The organism is Chloracidobacterium sp., assembly GCA_016711345.1.
Lineage (GTDB): Bacteria > Acidobacteriota > Blastocatellia > Pyrinomonadales > Pyrinomonadaceae > OLB17.
Genome location: JADJTD010000001.1, coordinates 678,828 through 696,530, shown reverse-complemented (window position 1 = coordinate 696,530; position 17,703 = coordinate 678,828). Strand labels below are relative to the sequence as shown.

The window sequence follows — 17,703 nt, the reverse complement described above, 5'->3', positions numbered from 1 at the left end:
CGTGTTGAATGTGTAGCGTCTGGAGTCAAAATTTGAGATGAAATGACTGGATGAAACATCTCAAAGGGCCAAGGCTTGTTGAATCTTGAGCGGCTGGATCTTGATAAGAGCTTCGGGAGCGTCGGCTAGCCAGGTTGTTGGGCAGACTCCGCACGTCGTGCATTTTTCTACTGCGGGGCAGGGAAGGCTTGAGAGAGATTCGAGGGCTTTTTCGTGTTCGGTTTTTAGGAATTCGAACGACAATCCCGAATCGACTATCGACCATGGGAGAAATTCATCGTAGCTTCGATCTCTTGATGTGTGAAATGCGGCGTCGATGCCTGTTTCGCGAAGTGCGCGATTGAGGTCGCCATTGAATCGTGCGGCAGCTTCGATCGCTTTTGAAACTGTGCGGTCGCCTGATGAATACAGAGCCTGTTCGTGTGCGATGCGTGCCGACATATAACGAACCTCGACGTTTGAGATCTTGCTCAAGCCTTTGCAGACGTATTTGATGCGGCGTTTTAATTCTTTTTCGCCACAGATCGCATCCCATTGGAGCGGCGTGTTTGGTTTGGGAACGAGGCCGTTTAGCGAAGGTATGATCTTGCCCGCACGTCCGAATTTTTTTCCGGCTTCGAGCATGCGGTCCCTTATTCGCGTGACCAGAACAAACATTTCGTCGAGGTCTTCGTCGGTCTCGGTAGGCAGGCCGACCATCATATAAAGTTTGACGGTAAGCATTCCGCGATCAAAGACGGCGCCGCAGATATCGACGATCTCGTCGTTTGTGAGGTTCTTATTTATTACGCGGCGAAGTCGGTCGGAACCTGTTTCGGGTGCGACGGCGATCTGCTGGTCGCGCGATTCGACAAGAGCGTCGAGCAATTCGTCAGAGATCTGATCGAGCCGCAACGACGAAACAGAAATGCGGTAATCCATCGCACGCAATTCTCTAAGAATCGTCGAGATTTCAGGGTGATCGCAGACTGCTGTCGAGACGAGGCCGATCTTGTTAGTTTTGCTTCGCCATTCGCGAGCTTTGTCGAGAATATCTTTGGCAGGTACGACACGCGGCGGATAGTAATTGTAACCTGCCCAGCAGAAGCGACAGCCTTGTGAGCAGCCGCGAGAAATTTCTACTAACAGGCGGTCGCCCATCTCCGCTTCCGGTGACCAAATAGCGGTCGAAGGACAAAACGTATCTTGGCTGAGCAGAAAATCCGCGAGTTCGGTCTCACCGCGTTTGAGTGCGCGCCGGAGCGTGCCTTCCTTAGGATTTACGGATGCAAGCGCTCGGCCAACACGTTTTGGAACGCCTTTCTCATTCGGCACATAATCGAAAACTGTACCGTCTTCGTTATAAATAACATCGTAGAGTGACGGCACATAAAAGCCGCGACCGATCTTCGCGAGGCTAAGCAAAATGTCGGCCTTTGACTCATTTTCGACAATTGCGTCAACGAGTTGAAACGCAAGGATCTCGCCTTCGCCGACTGCGATGATATCTGTGAAATCTGCTATTGGTTCAGGATTAAGGAACGATGCTGCTCCGCCCATGATGACGAGCGGATGATCTTCATTTCGCTCTTCGGCCCAGACGGGAATGCCCGAAAGCTGCAGCATTCGCGCCATGTTTAGATAATCGGTCTCGAAGGAGATCGAAAACGCGACAACATCAAACCCTTTCACACGCGACTGGGTTTCGAGCGACATCAGGGGCGTGCCAGATTTTTCGTACTCTTTTAGTTCATCGCTATCGGGCAGAAAAGCTCGTTCGCAAACAACGTCAGGGATCGAATTGAAAAGCTCATACATCGTATGAAGCCCGAGATTTGCCATGCCGATCGCGTGAGTATTTGGATAGCAAAGCGCAATTCGCAGCCCTCGCTCGCGCGAAAGCACATAGCCTTCTTCAGAGGCGAGCTTCTTTTTATAGCTCTCGATAATGCGTTTGCTCATATCGTCAACAAACATTTAGGCTAACAGAAAGAATGGCCTTGCGGAAGTTGTTTGTTCAGTTAGAATTGAGTTAAGCCCTTACTAACGTGCTGGCTTCTGCACTTTCTGCTTCGGCACTTCGGCTTTCGGCGTCGTGTAGAAAGGCTTATGCTGGACGACATATGCCTTTTCGTCGTAAATTCCGTCTCCGTCCACATCGACCTTGACTTCAAGCTTATATTTCTTGCCCGCCACATGGCCTTCGGCAAGGTCGTAGGCAAGCGAGTATTGGCTGCGAAGCATCGCGTTGATCGAATTTAAGTAACCCGGGATCTCGCTCGGAAATGTCATAGGAAAGTGCATGCCGCCGGTTTCTTTTGCGAAAGTGTCCATCACGTTTTGCGCTTGTGCAAAGTCGAGTCTGTCAGGTGTGCCGACCATCACTCGCGAAGGGTCGAGATAATCGCAGTATTTTTTGCAGTAAAGGTTGCCGGTACTGATGATATAGATCGGAATTCCTGTTTCCTGTATCGTCCGGCGGACCTCGTCGAAGTTGGTCTTGCTAAACGTATTGATCCCCGAAGCCACAAGCAAGATCGCCTTTCGCCTTGATTTGACCGCGACCATGCCTTCGTAATCGGATGTTTCTGATTTTGAATTTTCCAACACGACTGAATCGGCCTTGCCGCCGACGAGTGCAAATTTCAGCGAATCATAAAGATTATTTTCAGTAAAGGCAGGCGAATTGCGAAGCAGGATGTTTATGGTATCGCTAATCCTTCGTGGGTCGTTTGTAAAGTCTGTTATCGGCGTGGGCCGCAGGTCGAATGCTATAACTGATGCATAATCGTTAGGCGGCTTGATGAAACGCGTCAAAAACTCTGCGACCGGACGAACGACCTCGTAATAGCCCGGCTCGAAACGTCCGCCGCCGGCACGGCCAAAGGCTTCGCTCCACCGGCTGTACTCTACAACGAGCGTAACTGTGATAGGCGATTCCGGCGTTGCGAAGTTTGAGATGTTCTGCTTGACGCCATTCTCAAAGATCGCAAAATTCTCTTTCTTCAAGCCGTTGATTATCTGGCCCGTTTTTTTGTTATAAACGACGGCCTCGACGCTGACAATGTTGGTGTCGATCTTCTCGACGGTGTCATCGACAACTGCATTCTTCTCTTCTTCTAAACGTTTTTTTTCTTCGTCCGCCTTTTTTTGCTCTTCAGGCGACAATGGAACAGGGCGAGTGTTCTTTTTGCCTTCACTGGTCGGCCGTTCTACTTTCTGCGGCTTCGACTGAGCAGCGGCATAACCAGTGAAGGCCAACGATTGCAACAATATCGTAAAGATTGCGAATAATTCCCGCAAAAACTTGAAGTTAGCCATACTCATATCCAACACGGACAAATCTGTAAGTTTAGATACCTAGTGTCCGTCTTTAGTTGGATATTATCAAGAAAAAGCGAACGAATTGAATAAACCGGCAATTTTGGTGTTCGCGAGGACGAGCGTTCTTCCGCTGCTTTAACTTGACCCCATTATTTGATGTCGCCGTTGGGAATGATCTCGATCTTTACATTAAACGAGCCGGAGTTGTCGTTGAGATTGCCTTCGTTGATGCCGAGGAAAAGTGTGCCATCGCGTGTTGCGGTAAATTCGCGTTCGGCACCGATGTAGATGAATTCGTTGTTATCATCGCCGATGACAGCGATGAGAGCTCCTGTCGGAACGCTTTTGATCAACTTCTTATCATCTTCGAGTTCCGAGATGCCGGAAGGCGAACAGGTTTGGCCTTTGCCGAGCGAAACGCTGCCTTCGCCGGTGATCTTTATCCGCTGTCCTTTCTTTACGACCCAACCCGCATTTGTCCAGCCGTTTGAAGTATTGTCGGCGAGAACCTTTGTGCTCCATTCGATCGGCGGAACCTTTGAGCTGGACACGGTGGGGCGAGGCTGTGACGATGTTTGAGGTTGTGGCTTAGGTAGTGTCGACGTTTGTGTTTGGCCGGACCTGGTGGTGTCTGTAACGATCACTTGCGGCGGAGTTGGCGGCTTTTGTTCCGTTTTGGCGTATGACGCCGGCACGGACGCAGGCTTGGAAGTTTGCGCGGCCGTATTGTCGAATGTAATCGATTCGATCTCGTCGGCTTCAAAGGTAAGCTGCCGAAGCCGGGCCCCTTCACCAATATCAATCACAAATTTTCCGCCGCTAAAACTCGCGATACGTCCTTTAATAATACTGCCATCTTTAAAGCGTATTGTGTCTGCAAAGGCGAATGTCGCCAATGTCGTGATAAGGGTCACCGCGCAGATTATCTGCAAAGATCTGGATTTGAAACTCATATGTCCTCCGGCAAGTGATTTTGACAAAATGTCTAAAGATGACGGCCTAAGCCTTCGGGAAGATTGATGATAAAAACAATCAGCTAGTTGCTAATATCATATACGACTTTTTCAATAGGGGCATAGAAGTTTTTTTTCGATTTGTAGTCTTTCATACAAAAGCACAGATGTGATCTGGCTATGATGAACTTATCATTTTTCTTTTATACTGACGCTTAACGCGTGTTCTACGGTGTCTTTTTCAAATCGAGAAAGACACCTTTTTTGTATTTGATCTCTATGAACAGCTTATTTTTCATAGATTTACAGCGACTGCGGGTATAATATATTATTCGATTAAGTTGTTCTTTTGGATAAATTTTGAGGTATGGCAAGAGCACTGGTCCTTTCGCTTGACGGCACAGAATTTCCGGTTACGCTCGTAAAGATCGACCGCGACAAACTTTACGGACGTGTCGAGATCGAGGCGTTTGACGAGAAAGGCCGCGAGGCTTCGCTGCGAGTTCTGGCGGCGGACGGCAAGACTTTGATCGACAAAGGCGGCACGGCGCTCGCGACGGTTACCGACAAGGGCGATTCGGTTGATCGAAACGATCTTTTGCCGATCACTATCGACGGCGAAAAGATCGAACAGGTTCCATCATCATTCAATCAGACGAACATTCTCAAACCTGCCACCGTTGAGGATTACTTCACACAAGTTGTGAAGAACGTTTACATTGTCGGACCGCACGAGGACGCCGATATTTCCGAATTGCACGATCATCTTTCAACAGAACGCATTTTTACGTTTTCCTTTAGCTGGCGCGGCGGTATCGAATACGACAATGCGTTTTTGATCGGCGTCGGCGGTGAGGCTTTTATGGTCGTTGGAAAACAGGCTGAGTTCGAATTTGTAAAGCTCAATCAGGCTGCCATTTTAGAGTCAGCCGAGGAAGAAGAGATCTCAGCGGACGATATTGATTTTGATCTTTTATAAACTATGCCGATCAATATTACTAATCCTAAGAATCGTGATGCCGTTGTAGCTACAGAGGCGCTCAATCCAAAACGCGAGATTCGCTACACGGATGCGAAAGGCCGTCCGGTTTCAACCCGCAAATTATTAAAGACTGACGTATTGCACGATCTGCCGGAGTTGCTTGCGAAAAAGAAAAAGCTGGACAAGGTTGCTGAGGCCCTTATTAAAGAAGATCCAGAGATCGACATCGAAGCGTTTGGAATGTTTCTGACCGATATGGCGAGAGTGTATGTGACCAAGAAAGGCATTATTCATCTGGTCGAAGAGATCGAAGTGATCTACAACCCTGACGGCACGGTTCGCGAGCGCAGGCCGCGCAAGAAAGAACCTCAAAATATGAATGGCGAGTTTCCGATGCGCTGGACGGGGAAGTTTATTAAGAAAGAAGAAGCCGCTCACCGGTTTGTGTTTACAAATAAAAAGCAGCTCGTCCATATAAACGGCCTGACGTTTGATTTTTTGTATGAGATGGCGAAAGATCTGGACAAACGAAATGCGCTGCTGCTCGTTCGCGGTGGGGAAAAAGGTAACGAACCGCTCGTGATGAACCGCGGCGGCAAACCTTACAACGCGTTTCTGGAAGGCCGCATTAAAGGTGATGCGTATTGCCTGATCCTTCATTTATCGAATATGGAACTGAAAAAACCAAAGGGGCTTGCGACGGATGAATCTTGATTTCGATAAAAAGAAATTTACGTGCAAATTCGGTTATTGCATAGGCAAGGTGACTGATCTTGCTGATCCGTCGCTGCACATAAGGGCGCAGGAATACAAGCGCAAGATTAGCGGCCTGATGCGAGCCCTGCCGTCCGAAGATATTTTCAAGTTGCCAAAAGCGCGCGGAATGTTTGTCAGCCGCAAATACGACGGTGAGATGGCGTTGGTCTTTTTTGATGGAAAAAAGATCATCTCGGTAAACCCTGGCGGAACGGTTCGTGTCGGCTTGCCGTGTTATGAAGAAGCTGAAGAGCTTTTGAAAAAAGCGATGGTCAAATCATGCATTTTTGGTGCGGAGCTTTATGTAAAAGAAGATGCTACGAAAGCTCATCCGGTTCAGCAGGTTGTGCGCGTTTTGCGTTCGCCGTCGTCGAAAGAGCAACTGGAGAAGATAGGGCTTGCGGTTTATGACTTGGTCGATGCCGACGGCGATTCGATAACCGAAGCCGCAAAGGTTTTTTCTTTGCTCACAAAATGGTTTGGCAAAGGCAAGCGAGTTCATCCCGCTGAGCATCACAAAACGGACAAGGTCGATGCTGTGTTGGAATATTTCACAGATTGGGTCGTCGGTGAAGGCTCCGAAGGCGTCGTTGTGCGGCATGATCAGGCCGGTTGGTTCAAGATCAAGTCGCGGCACACTCTTGATGTTGCGATCATCGGATATTCGGAAGGTGAGGAAGGTCGCAAAGGTCTGCTGCACGATCTGCTTGTTGCGGTTGTGCGTAATGACGGGACGTTTCACGAATTCACGCGCGTTGGCGGAGGATTTACTGATGAAGATCGAAAAACGATCGCCGCCGACCTTAAAAAACGCATCGTTCCGTCTGATTATGTAGCGGTGAATAATGACTATGTCGCTTATGAAATGATACGTCCCGGGCCTGTGATAGAAATTACCTGCCTTGATATGATCGTCGAACGCGCTCGCGGAGGGCCGGTAAAAAGAATGGTGCTTGATTGGGACGGGAAGCGATATTCTGCCTTGACGCGCATGCCGCTCGTGAGTGTGATCTCGCCGCAATTTATACGGATGCGTGATGACAAGGAAGCGATTCCTGAGGATGCAAATATCAGCCAAGTGACCGATCTCGTCGATGTTCTGGAATCCGACAAAAGCGCTCATGCGGACGAAGATCCGGCGAGCGAGATACTTGAGCGAACCGTGTATGTAAAAATGATGAAGGGCAACAAGATGGTTCGTAAATTGCTGCTATGGAAAACCAACAAAACCGATCGCGGCGAGTTTCCGGGTTATGTTGTTTACCTCACCGACTTTAGCCCGAACAGGCAAAATCCGCTTGAACGCGACATGAAGATCTCAAATAATGAAAAGACAGCTCGCAAATTTTTCGACGAGATGGCGAAGAAGAATTTTATTAGCGGCTGGGAAAAAGTGAAATAACAGCTTAATAATGCCTGCACCATTCTACGAATTTGCCGGAAACAAACGTCTCCTTTGGATCGCTGAGGAGTGGATGCGTTATGCGGATGATCTTGCAGAATGGGCGATGGAACGGCTTGTGAATCGCCGTGACGTTTGGAGCCAGTACACCCTCAAAGAAGGAAAAATTCGCGTTTTTATGCTGCCGGTTCCTGAGCGGCGCAAATTGGGTACGGACATGGTGACGCTCACTAAATTGGTGCGGCATTTTTCCGGCAAATCGGCAGCACATTTGATCGGGCTTTTTTCTATTAGCGATCATGCGACGTGCAAATGGTTCTCGGTCGATGTCGATCTTCATGATGAAACGGTCCCAAACGCCGGTGAGATCGCAGAAGCAAATTTTGCTGCCGCTCTCGAATGGGCAGAAAAGTTACGTTCGCAGGGAATGGATCCGTTGCTGCTCGACAGCAACGGTGTCGGCGGTTATCACGTTTGGGTTCTACTTGATAAGGAATATGCGCTTGCCGACGTTTTCGATTTTGCCGATAATTTGAGATCGGATTGGGAGCGGCTCGGCTTGCCTCGCAAACCGGAAATATTTCCTCCGAAGCGGGCCGTCGGCCCTAATGATCTGCCCTATACGCTTCGAGTTCCCGGGCGGCATCATACAAGGTTGTTTTATACGCGTGTGTGGAATTTTGACGCGATCGCCGGTGAGAACGAATGGCTTGAAGGCGGCGATGCTATCGAGGCGTTGATCGCAACTCGGCTATCAAAACTTCCTAAAAAGGCCAAGGCCGCAACAAAGCGATCACTAACACAAGCTCCTGCTCCAAAAAAACGAGAACCGGCTACTCGCAAGCCACGCATTTGTCTCGATCTCGACGGCGTCCTCGCACAATACGACAAATGGCGAGGAATCGAACACATCGGCGATCCGATCCCAGGAGCACTGAAATTTACCAAAGATCTTGCGAGGATCGCAGAGATCGTGATCTTCAGCTCGCGCTGCGCACAGGATATAGCAGAAGGCTCGCGTATAACGCCGGGGCAGCTTCGTATTCACATTATCGAATGGCTCGAAAGGCACAAATTTCCCTACAGCGACGTCTATGTCGGACAAGGAAAACCGCGTGCTGCTGCATTTATCGATGACAGAGCAGTTGCATGCAGCCCCCAAAATGACAAAGACGCCTATAAGAACGCGCTTGAAGCGACGAAGATATTAGTTGCAAAACCGCACGGACTTCCGAACAAATTTGTTAGTCGAAGTAACTGACGGTTCTCTTTACGGGGAGCGAGTCGGGACGTTTTCCCTGACTAACCGGGGTTTGCGCGAGCCGGGTTCTACCCAGGCTCGCTCCCCAAAATCAATAGTACGTGTTGATCCAGTGTTTGAATGTCTCCTATGTAACAGTGGGTCCATTTTCTTCACTTATTTTCCATCGACTTTGTCCACTTCCTTAAGATCTCGTTTGTCGACATTATTTGCTTTTACTATCCTCTGCGGATCATTAGGTTGCAGCAAGGCTGCGGCTTTAGGGGTGTCCTCCGAATCCACGACCTTGATGGCAACGCATGGAAGCAAATCAAGCATCTTCGAAATCTCTCGCGACAAGCATGTTAATTTCCAAGTCGAGTTGATTAGGTCAATCGGGTTCCTTTGTTTCGTGATTCTGCCTGATTAGGATGAATGTTGAAAAGGAGATGGCTTCAAGTGAAACTACCAGAGTCAGAAATGTTGCGGTGGTTTCAAGGGCTTCTTCGAGCGTGACAATCGTCAGAATAATGCCATGGGTCTCATCAACAGGCACTCCCGTATTATTTTTTCACATTTTTATTCGGGAAGGCATGACTCAGCCTGTCAAATAAAAAAGGAGACCGATTACGATCTCCCTGATTACTAGTTTTACACTGTTTTCACAATGACGCCCGGCGTCCGGTGATTAGTTGAACGATGAATACGATCAAGGCGATCACCAGAAGTAGATGGATGAGGCTTCCAGCAGCCGGCATAAAGCCGAATCCCAGTGCCCAAAGCACCAACAGTATTAGAACAATAGTCCAAAGCATAATAATTTTCCTCCCTCGAATTAACAATCTTCAACCTATATTCTATTTAAGTTGAGGGCTGCTGAATGTTCGCTAACATACAGAAGCTGAATTTTGATTTACCCGCATGATGCATGTCCACAAGTGCAGGCGATCCCAATCAAGTCTTGATCGACACTGTCGCTGCATTGACGGCTACAAAAGTCGCCGTTGTCCGCCACGGGACAATGACACCGATCATGTTTACACGTTCCATCGTTTTCCATAGTTCAACTCCTTTTTTGGTTATCGTGCAGGCACCGTTACGTTTCTTTTGGTCTTTTTTCCAAATTGTCTTTTTTGGGGGCCATGTGAAAGTGATGTTCTTAGTTTACTTGTTCGGATGCCTTAGAATAACCCCCATTTCTGTTAATAATAATGCACAGAAAAAACAATATGGGCTTTATCCCAGCATACATATGTAGCACTTGGGAATTAGTTATCTTGTTTTAGGGAGATGATGATGAGGACACGCTCCGAGTTCATAAGTGGTGACGTGGACATATTGAAGGGAAATGATCTCGAGATGCTTTTGGCAAAGATCGAGATGTTCTGAGGGTTGGGGTAAATCTGACTGGCTAATGTCGTTGCACGATTCGAAAACGCGCTCCGCAAAAACGGCGTGCCTAGCCGCTTCGTCTATGCAGTAGCTCCACTGACAGCTTATGAGATTTTCGCTTTCCATGTGATGGCGTGGTCGCGAATTTAAAATATTACAACTATATACTGCACTAAACTATTACTAAAGTGATTTTAATACAAGTGGATAGCCCTAGTTGCAGAGAAAACAAATGTGCCTGGTTTATTTTCGATATACCGTTTTCTGATATTATGAAGAAAAGGAATTTTGTGTGTGATTGCAGGTAAATGCAGACTCTAAGTAGTTTTAACGGCTAATGGGAATGACCATCGAACGTGATGCATCACCAAGGGTGTCGCTGCTCTGGCCGAGAATGTCAGCTATCTTGCTCGCCTTGTATGCTCTTTTAGGCGGCATGGTTTCCATCACCGGCTGGGTAGCGAATCTTGAGCTTCTGACTGACTGGGATGGAAGCGGCATTTCAATCCAACCAAATTCAGCAATCGCTGCGATGGCGGCAGCCGCCGCAGTCCTACTGATGATCTATGGCTTTAGCCGGATTGCCGCTGCATTTGGAATTCTGGTGCTGCTAATTGGTGCATCTTCGATTCTACAGATAGTCTTCGATCTAAATTTTAGCACTCTGAACACGTTCTTTATGTTTGGCCGCGATTGGGGGCGCGTCGGAGTTATCGCACCGGGTCGAATGGGAACGCCGGGCTCGGCTTCATGGACGTTGATTGGGTCGGCAATCATTTTGCTAACTGCTTTTCGTCAAAAAAAAGATGTTAAAGGATACAAAAGGTACGACGTTCTTGCGTCTGCTCTACTACTCTGCACATTAGCAATCTCTACGCTTTCGATCACTGGTTTTATTTACGGAGCTGAGGTTCTTTATACGATCCCACGTTTAACGGTTATCGCTTTGCAAACTGCGACGTTCATCTTGGCGATAGCTATTGCCCTTATCCTTTCAATACCTGATGCTGGACCGTTGAGAATGTTGGCCGAAGACAGCCCCGCTGGAATTTTGGTTCGAAGAGCAACTCCGGTCCTTATTCTGTTACCATTTTTTCTAGGCTTGGTAAGATTGTCAGGGGAACGTGCTGGGCTATACGACCTTGCTTTTGGAACAGCCGCGAGGACGCTGATCGAAATAGCCTTACTCATTGGTCTATTGTGGTTGACCGCTGGTTCGATAAGCAGACAGGCAAAACGCGAAGCCGAGCAGGCGGCAATTCTGGTGGAATCGGAAGAGCGACGCAAACTAGCGCAAGAGGCAGGAAAGGTTGGCATCTTTGATTGGGATCATAGATCTGGAAAGACGTATTGGTCAGAAACCATGTGGTCTATTTACGGCCATGATTCTGGTTTAAGCAATTTCAATCCAGACGAGGCATTTTGGAGTTCTCATCTTTCTAAGGATGACCGTGAGAGGGTAAAGGACAAGCTGCGTCAAACCCTGGTGTCGGGCGGCGACGCATTCCAGGATGAATTTCGAATTGTTTTAGCTGACGGCTCTGTTCGATGGATCAATGCCCGGGCTGCGGTTTTGCGTGACGCAGGCGGCGACGTTTTACGAATGTACGGCGTGAATACCGACATAACATCGAGAAAAGAGATCGAGGAGAAGATTAAGATCAGCGACAATCAATTGAGACTTGTCACCAATGCGGTGCCAGCGCTTATTTCCTATGTTGATAAGACCGAATGTTATCGTTTTGCTAACCAGAGATTTACTGACTGGTTTGGTATTCCTAATGAAGAGATCATAGGAAAAGGTCCGAAGGATATATTCGGGCCGGAAACTTATAATGTTCTTAAGCCTTACATCGATGGCGTCTTGTCTGGCAGGAAATGTAATTTTGAGAGCACATTGAACTACAAACACGGAGGCGGTAAATATGTAAATATTTCATATATTCCCGATATTGGAGTCGATGGGAAGGTGCATGGGTATTACGGTTTGACTCATGATCTTACTGATCTCAAGCATTCTGAAGATCTTTTGCGCTCGAGTGAGGAACGGCTTGGCCTCATGATGGACAGTCTGACCGACTATGCCATTTTTTCACTGGATGGAAATGGGGTCATCAATAGTTGGAATAAAGGTGCTGAGATCATGTTCGGGTACTCAAACGATGAAGTGCTTGGACAACCTTACGCAGTTCTTTTTACCGCAGAAGACGTCGCAAGTGCGATCCCGAAGGTTGAGATGGGAACGGCGCGACGGAATAGACGAGCATCGGACGAACGATGGCTTTTAAGGAAAGACGGCGAGAGTTTTTTTGCTAGTGGGGTGTTAATGCCTGTGCATGTAGGTGAAGCTGTTACAGGTTATGTAAAGATCGTAAGCGACCTGACCGAAAAGAAACGTCACGCCGAAGAACTTCAACGGGCGTACGATGACCTTGAAGACAAAGTAAAAGAACGAACAAGGGAACTTGCTGAATCGAATGAGGCATTGGTTCAAGAAATACAAGAGCGTGAGACGGCAGAGAAAGAGCGTATTGAATTGCTCGGACGACTCGTTTCGAGTCAGGAATTTGAACGCCGCAGGATAGCCCGTGACCTTCACGATCAGATGGGCCAACGGTTGACGGCTCTTCGGTTAAAACTTGCGTCGCTGCATGAGCTTGCTCCGGGAAGCGATGAATTTACGACACGGGTAAACCGGCTTCAGGAAATTGCCGAACTTCTGGATTCCGAGGTCAGCTTCCTTACTTGGGAACTTCGTCCTACAACGCTTGATGATCTTGGTCTATTGGATGCGGTTGCGGCGTATGTGAACGAATGGTCACGACACTATGATATCTCGGCCGACTTTCATTCGGCGGGACTTCCCAAAGATCGGCTGGATCAGGAGACCGAGACACATCTCTATCGTATATCACAAGAAGCACTCAACAATATCGCTAAGCATGCAGAGGCTGAACACGTCACGGTTTTGCTCGAAAGGCGTGAGCAAAGCCTTATTCTTATAATTGAAGACGATGGAAAAGGTTTTGATCCTGTTAAAAAAAGAGCTGCCCGCCAATCCGGGAAGGGGCTAGGGTTGGTAGGAATGGAGGAACGGGCAATACTGATCGGCGGAGATATCGAGATCGAGTCGTCTCCTGGTAAAGGTACTACTATCTACGTTCGGGTACCTTTTTCTAAATAAACCAATGAGTAAAATAATACGCATTCTTCTTGCAGAAGATCATCAGACTGTCCGCGAAGGTGTGAAACTGCTGGTTAATGCCCAGCCTGATATGGAGGTTGTCGGCGAAGCCGGTGATGGTGAGATCGCTATCAAAGAAGCGGAGCGCCTTGCCCCTGATATTATCGTGATGGACGTTTCGATGCCTACTTTAAATGGCTTAAAAGCAACGAAACGGCTGCGTCGACAAAATCCCGACATAAAGATACTAACCTTGACACGTCACACGGATGACGGTTATCTACAGCAATTAATAGGTGCGGGAGCTAACGGATATGTGCTCAAACAGAGTGCTCCGACAGAACTTATTAATGCAATACGCACGGTTGCGGCAGGGAACTCGTACCTCGATCCCGCCCTCACCCGCAAAGTAATGGGCGGTTATGTTAATCGCGCCACGTCCTTGCGCGGAGAAAACAAAGGCGACCTGACAGACCGAGAAAACGAGGTGCTCAAGCTGATCTCATTTGGCTACAGTAACAAAGAGGTCGCCGAGTGGTTGGGACTTAGCGTCAAGACCATTGAGAGCCACAAAACAAATGCGATGAAAAAACTCGGCATCTCGAGCCGGATCGATATTGTACGCTACGCTATTCTGCAGGATTGGCTGCAAGATAATTAACCTCAAAACAATCAGATCCTTATCAGGGAATTCCCCTAGAGAAGTTGTCCTTTTTCCTGATTTCCCCCGAAACGACTTCCAGACATAATTAGACTATTGAATGGGCCAATGGCGGGTTATCGCTAGTGATGGAGTGGAAATCAATTAAGGGGTCGCCCGTTCAATATCCAAGGGGGACGAGCAAGGAGTTGAGCCACAATTCCTTGCTCAAAACTTCAAAGCTTTAAAAGGTAAACAGCATTTCAAAGGGGGAAAGCAATATGGATTTCAGAGACGTTTCACACTCAAGTTTTGATCATGAATATGTGGATATCGAAACGGGACGACCAAACAATGTTGCGCCCGAAACCAAAAACTTGATTCTCAGCACTTTGCCGGAGGAAATGCTCAAGTTGTTAAGGCCGGCGTTGAAACCTGTCTTGCTGACCAAGGAGCAATTTCTATATCAGGAAGAAGACCGGCTCGAATTTATCTATTTTCCGGAAACTGCTGTCGTTTCAGAATTCAAAATTCTCGAAGACGGCCGCATGGTCGAGATCGCAGTTACCGGAAAGGAAGGAGCTGTTGGGCTTTCGTCAATGTTCTCGAATTCACATTTTGCTCCAAATTGTACTCAGGTATCACAGGCAGGAACTGCCCGGCGAATCGATACCGAAGCGTTTGATAAATTATTGCGCTCAAACGAAAAAGTTCGCACCAGTCTCAGCCACTTTGTCGATATTTATATCAGACAGATCTCTCAGAAGGCGATTTGCAATATGTATCACTCAGTTAGGGAAAGGCTGTGTACATGGCTGCTTATGGTACAGGACCGTTGCGGACAGCGCATTTTAAACCTGACGCACGAACAAATTGCCAGAACACTAGGAGTTTACCGGCCGAGTATTACTTGTATCGCTCAGGAATTAAGAGATGGAAATCTCATCAGCTATTCGCGAGGCGGAATTACAATTCGCGATAGGCGACGTGTCGAACAGTCAGCTTGTTCGTGCTATATGGAGATCGGATTTGCCGCACCGACCTTTTAATTCAATTTTTTAGTCAATCATAACTGAAGTTTCAGTAAAGGCAAGGTAACTTAACCTTGACCCGTCTGGTGGGGGCCGACCATCCTTGAACATCCTCACCAACCGTTCATTCGGTACCCCGCCAAACAATTTTAAAGGGAGGAACTGATGTCTAAAGATGTCATACACGTAAAAGGAGAAGACAAAGTTGTTCGCGAGGATACCGCTAAGGCCTTTCGCGGAGTAAATTGGGCCATAATTTCAATAGGTGCTTTTGTTTTAATCGCAGGAGTACTTTTCTTTTTATTCTTATTGGTAGCGACGAGAGACGGGAATATCGAAAGTCCGGCAAATATTAATAGTGCAAATTCGCGTTGATCTACTTCGCACCTGTACGAATTCGCTCTCATAAATATAAAGTCAGCTAAATTGCTCAAGTTGAATCAAGTGTCAGATCGTATTTATTATATGTAGCTTGACTTTTTACTACGATTTTCGAACAACCTCGACGGAACAAGAAGCTCTTGATGCGACGGCGATGGAAACGCTGCCGATCAAAAACCTCTCAAATGAATCAGGTGCACAGTGAGGGCCAACGAATACGGCATCAGCATTCCAGTTTTCGGCTTCTTCGATTATTTCGTATTTGGGGTTGCCGAGACGGACTTCTATCGACGACGATACGCCCGCGCTCTCAAGCTTTTCCAGTGATGCGGCGGCGAGTGTTTCTGCCCACTGTATCGCGAACTTCGCTTCAACAGTTGCGTTCTTCATTTGCGGCGTAAATCGTCCGATCATCCCTAACACCGAGGCATCGGCGACTGCCAGCAATCGTACCTGCGTATTCGCGGACCACACTCGCCTGGCGATCGAATCGACAATACGTATTGCTCCCGCGGATCCATCAAAACCAACAAGGATCTTTGGTGAACGAGCATGAGTACCTTCTCGTTGACGTGCGATGCGAACCGAGCATCCGGCCTCGGTCAATATTGTCTGTGATGTGTGTCCAACGAAAATGTTTCCCGAACTGGTCATATGACTCGGTTCGCCAACGATTATTACATCAGGCCCGAATGACTCAGCCCTCGCGAGTATCTCTCGCGGCGGAGAGCCTGAGGCTGTCTCCGCGGTAATTGTCCAGGTTGGAAATTCGCTGGATAAAGCGTCTTTTCCGGCCAAGGCGATCGCCGTCGCTTCGTCGGCTGTCTTTGGCTCCAACCAAAACTCGGACACCGTAAGCAAAAGAGCCTCAGTATCGTCCGGAAATCCCGCGTAGCGAAGATCTTGAAGAGCGGCTCTTGCCGCGTCGGATCCGTTATAACCTATTAGAATTCGCATCGTAGTTGCCTCAACTTTGAAGATCGCCATTCTTCTTCGGTGAATGGTCAGACATCATCAAATGCAAAAGATATGCCACCCATATTGCTGCATTTAGGCAGCCATTAGTTCAATTAGTGCGAGTTTTTTCGCGGAACACTGCTAAAAGTTCTCGCTTTGCACAGAATTGTTTTCCGCCAGAGTCTTTTGGAGCAATGAGATCGGGAAATATATGATCCGGTGTTACGGAACGATGGTTGCATCATAATGGTGTGATGGAAACTACAACACATACGACAATAGAAAAAAGGATTGAAATGAAGTCTAGTTCGGAATCTCCGGTTGATGGCGTCGGGGAGCATTTGATCGGTGCGTTTATCGGCAATCCGAGCGGGCCGACGTTAATTGTTATCGGCAGTCTTCATGGAAATGAACCCGGCGGTTCAGCGGCTCTCTCAAATTTGTCGAAGCAGCTAAATAATTTGACGGGGAAACTCAAAGGGCGCGTTTATTTTCTTGCGGGAAACACCAGAGCTCTTCACGAAGGCGTGCGTTTTGTCGATACGGATCTCAATCGTCATTGGACGCCGAAAAATATGTCCAGTATCGGCACTGATGAGTTGTTAGAAACCTCTGAGGGAGTTGAGCTAACTGAACTTGACCATTTACTGGACGGTATCTTGATCACGGCAATGGATGAGGTATTTGTTGTTGACCTTCATTCAACATCATCAGACGGGATGCCATTTGCGACAGTTGGCGACACGTTGCGAAATCGCGCATTTGCGAAAAAATTTCCGGTAACGATACTTCTCGGTATTGAAGAGCAGCTTGATGGAACAATGCTCGAGTATCTCAATAATGCCGGTGCGGTAACGATGGGTTTTGAGGGCGGACAGCATCTTTCTCCTGAAACTGTCACGAATCATGAAGCACTCGTCTGGCTAGCAATGGCAAACTCCGGTGTTCTGGATGCGGCCGACCTTCCGGCTATCGAAACATCTCGCCATCTGCTTGACGCCGAACGACGCGGAGCGAGACTTTTCGAGGTCCGCTTTCGCCATGAGATCTCTGAGAAAGATGAATTTGAAATGCTGCCCGGCTTTAAGAACTTCGATCGTGTCACGAAAGGCCAGATTCTTGCCAGGGATAAAAACGGACCGATCACCGCCATTGAATCAGGCCTCTTACTGATGCCGCTGTATCAAAAACTTGGCAACGACGGCTTTTTCATAGGCCGCGAGATATCTCCCTTCTGGCTGTGGCTCTCGGGTGTTCTTCGGAACATAGGTATTCAGAAGATCATTCATATTCTTCCCGGCGTCGTGCGCGATCCGGACGATCCGGGAACCTTGATAGTTAATACAAGCGTAGCGCGGCTTTTCCCGCTGCAAGTCTTTCACCTGTTGGGATTTCGCCGTCGTCGTTGGATAGGCAATAACTTGGTCGTTAGTCGCCGGAAGCACGACACTGACGCACCGTTCAAATGGAAGGGAATGTAGA

16 protein-coding genes are annotated in these 17,703 nt (G+C 48.0%); 9 read left to right on the top strand and 7 right to left on the bottom strand.

Going from position 1 to position 17,703, the window contains the following annotated elements; translation table 11 throughout:
- Positions 1 to 60 precede the first annotated feature (60 nt).
- The 3 genes from IPL32_03045 to IPL32_03035 form a co-directional block, all read right to left on the bottom strand.
- A complete protein-coding gene (locus IPL32_03045) occupies positions 61 to 1,956 on the bottom strand; it encodes a radical SAM protein (protein MBK8464782.1) in 1,896 nt (631 codons plus the stop codon).
- 66 nt (positions 1,957 to 2,022) lie between these two features.
- Positions 2,023 to 3,300, bottom strand: coding sequence for a hypothetical protein (locus IPL32_03040; protein MBK8464781.1), 1,278 nt, complete (start codon positions 3,298 to 3,300; stop codon positions 2,023 to 2,025).
- A gap of 152 nt (positions 3,301 to 3,452) precedes the next feature.
- Complete coding sequence (locus tag IPL32_03035; GenBank protein MBK8464780.1) at positions 3,453 to 4,256, bottom strand: hypothetical protein; 804 nt, start codon at positions 4,254 to 4,256, stop codon at positions 3,453 to 3,455.
- A 367-nt stretch (positions 4,257 to 4,623) separates the two neighbouring features.
- Here IPL32_03035 and IPL32_03030 point away from each other — a divergent pair, with 367 nt between their 5' ends.
- The 4 genes from IPL32_03030 to IPL32_03015 are packed head-to-tail and all read left to right on the top strand — an operon-like array spanning position 4,624 to position 8,657.
- Complete coding sequence (locus tag IPL32_03030; GenBank protein ID MBK8464779.1) at positions 4,624 to 5,235, top strand: hypothetical protein; 612 nt, start codon at positions 4,624 to 4,626, stop codon at positions 5,233 to 5,235.
- A 3-nt stretch (positions 5,236 to 5,238) separates the two neighbouring features.
- On the top strand, positions 5,239 to 5,952 hold the full coding sequence (locus IPL32_03025; GenBank protein ID MBK8464778.1) for a hypothetical protein: 714 nt from the start codon (positions 5,239 to 5,241) through the stop codon (positions 5,950 to 5,952).
- Positions 5,942 to 7,396: an ATP-dependent DNA ligase gene (locus IPL32_03020; protein MBK8464777.1), complete on the top strand. Its 1,455-nt coding sequence runs from the start codon at positions 5,942 to 5,944 to the stop codon at positions 7,394 to 7,396. The genes IPL32_03025 and IPL32_03020 overlap by 11 nt, the downstream gene beginning before the upstream one ends.
- Before the next feature lie 10 nt (positions 7,397 to 7,406).
- Positions 7,407 to 8,657 carry a hypothetical protein gene (locus IPL32_03015; GenBank protein ID MBK8464776.1) on the top strand — a complete coding sequence of 417 codons (1,251 nt, stop codon included), beginning with the start codon at positions 7,407 to 7,409 and terminating at the stop codon, positions 8,655 to 8,657.
- A gap of 156 nt (positions 8,658 to 8,813) precedes the next feature.
- Here the strand turns inward: IPL32_03015 and IPL32_03010 are convergent, their stop codons facing one another.
- From IPL32_03010 to IPL32_03000, 3 genes are all read right to left on the bottom strand, one after another.
- Entirely contained in the window at positions 8,814 to 8,975 is a 162-nt protein-coding gene (locus IPL32_03010; GenBank protein ID MBK8464775.1) for a hypothetical protein, read from the bottom strand.
- Between the two features lie 52 nt (positions 8,976 to 9,027).
- On the bottom strand, positions 9,028 to 9,192 hold the full coding sequence (locus IPL32_03005; protein MBK8464774.1) for a hypothetical protein: 165 nt from the start codon (positions 9,190 to 9,192) through the stop codon (positions 9,028 to 9,030).
- Positions 9,193 to 9,298: 106 nt separating this feature from the next.
- A complete protein-coding gene (locus IPL32_03000; protein MBK8464773.1) occupies positions 9,299 to 9,451 on the bottom strand; it encodes a lmo0937 family membrane protein in 153 nt (50 codons plus the stop codon).
- Positions 9,452 to 10,371: 920 nt separating this feature from the next.
- Between IPL32_03000 and IPL32_02995 the strand changes: the two genes are divergently transcribed.
- From IPL32_02995 to IPL32_02980, 4 genes are all read left to right on the top strand, one after another.
- Positions 10,372 to 13,212 (top strand): PAS domain S-box protein, encoded by a 2,841-nt coding sequence (locus tag IPL32_02995; protein ID MBK8464772.1) that lies wholly within the window; start codon positions 10,372 to 10,374, stop codon positions 13,210 to 13,212.
- A gap of 4 nt (positions 13,213 to 13,216) precedes the next feature.
- The gene (locus IPL32_02990) at positions 13,217 to 13,873 is read left to right on the top strand and encodes a response regulator transcription factor (protein MBK8464771.1); all 657 of its coding nucleotides are present in this window, start codon (positions 13,217 to 13,219) and stop codon (positions 13,871 to 13,873) included.
- A 260-nt stretch (positions 13,874 to 14,133) separates the two neighbouring features.
- Complete coding sequence (locus IPL32_02985; GenBank protein MBK8464770.1) at positions 14,134 to 14,901, top strand: Crp/Fnr family transcriptional regulator; 768 nt, start codon at positions 14,134 to 14,136, stop codon at positions 14,899 to 14,901.
- A 147-nt stretch (positions 14,902 to 15,048) separates the two neighbouring features.
- The gene (locus tag IPL32_02980; GenBank protein ID MBK8464769.1) at positions 15,049 to 15,258 is read left to right on the top strand and encodes a hypothetical protein; all 210 of its coding nucleotides are present in this window, start codon (positions 15,049 to 15,051) and stop codon (positions 15,256 to 15,258) included.
- 108 nt (positions 15,259 to 15,366) lie between these two features.
- Here the strand turns inward: IPL32_02980 and IPL32_02975 are convergent, their stop codons facing one another.
- On the bottom strand, positions 15,367 to 16,221 hold the full coding sequence (locus tag IPL32_02975) for a universal stress protein (GenBank protein ID MBK8464768.1): 855 nt from the start codon (positions 16,219 to 16,221) through the stop codon (positions 15,367 to 15,369).
- A 296-nt stretch (positions 16,222 to 16,517) separates the two neighbouring features.
- Here IPL32_02975 and IPL32_02970 point away from each other — a divergent pair, with 296 nt between their 5' ends.
- Positions 16,518 to 17,702, top strand: coding sequence for a succinylglutamate desuccinylase/aspartoacylase family protein (locus tag IPL32_02970; GenBank protein MBK8464767.1), 1,185 nt, complete (start codon positions 16,518 to 16,520; stop codon positions 17,700 to 17,702).
- Position 17,703: the final 1 nt, after the last annotated feature.

Coding starts and splice junctions, on each gene's coding strand:
- IPL32_03000 (MBK8464773.1), bottom strand. CDS start 9,451: ATGCTTTGGACTATTGTTCTAATACTGTTGGTGCTTTGGGCACTGGGA.
- IPL32_03030 (MBK8464779.1), top strand. CDS start 4,624: ATGGCAAGAGCACTGGTCCTTTCGCTTGACGGCACAGAATTTCCGGTT.
- IPL32_03015 (MBK8464776.1), top strand. CDS start 7,407: ATGCCTGCACCATTCTACGAATTTGCCGGAAACAAACGTCTCCTTTGG.
- IPL32_03020 (MBK8464777.1), top strand. CDS start 5,942: ATGAATCTTGATTTCGATAAAAAGAAATTTACGTGCAAATTCGGTTAT.
- IPL32_03045 (MBK8464782.1), bottom strand. CDS start 1,956: ATGTTTGTTGACGATATGAGCAAACGCATTATCGAGAGCTATAAAAAG.
- IPL32_02970 (MBK8464767.1), top strand. CDS start 16,518: ATGAAGTCTAGTTCGGAATCTCCGGTTGATGGCGTCGGGGAGCATTTG.
- IPL32_03025 (MBK8464778.1), top strand. CDS start 5,239: ATGCCGATCAATATTACTAATCCTAAGAATCGTGATGCCGTTGTAGCT.
- IPL32_03035 (MBK8464780.1), bottom strand. CDS start 4,256: ATGAGTTTCAAATCCAGATCTTTGCAGATAATCTGCGCGGTGACCCTT.
- IPL32_03010 (MBK8464775.1), bottom strand. CDS start 8,975: ATGCTTGATTTGCTTCCATGCGTTGCCATCAAGGTCGTGGATTCGGAG.
- IPL32_02990 (MBK8464771.1), top strand. CDS start 13,217: ATGAGTAAAATAATACGCATTCTTCTTGCAGAAGATCATCAGACTGTC.
- IPL32_02995 (MBK8464772.1), top strand. CDS start 10,372: ATGACCATCGAACGTGATGCATCACCAAGGGTGTCGCTGCTCTGGCCG.
- IPL32_03040 (MBK8464781.1), bottom strand. CDS start 3,300: ATGGCTAACTTCAAGTTTTTGCGGGAATTATTCGCAATCTTTACGATA.
- IPL32_02980 (MBK8464769.1), top strand. CDS start 15,049: ATGTCTAAAGATGTCATACACGTAAAAGGAGAAGACAAAGTTGTTCGC.
- IPL32_02975 (MBK8464768.1), bottom strand. CDS start 16,221: ATGCGAATTCTAATAGGTTATAACGGATCCGACGCGGCAAGAGCCGCT.
- IPL32_02985 (MBK8464770.1), top strand. CDS start 14,134: ATGGATTTCAGAGACGTTTCACACTCAAGTTTTGATCATGAATATGTG.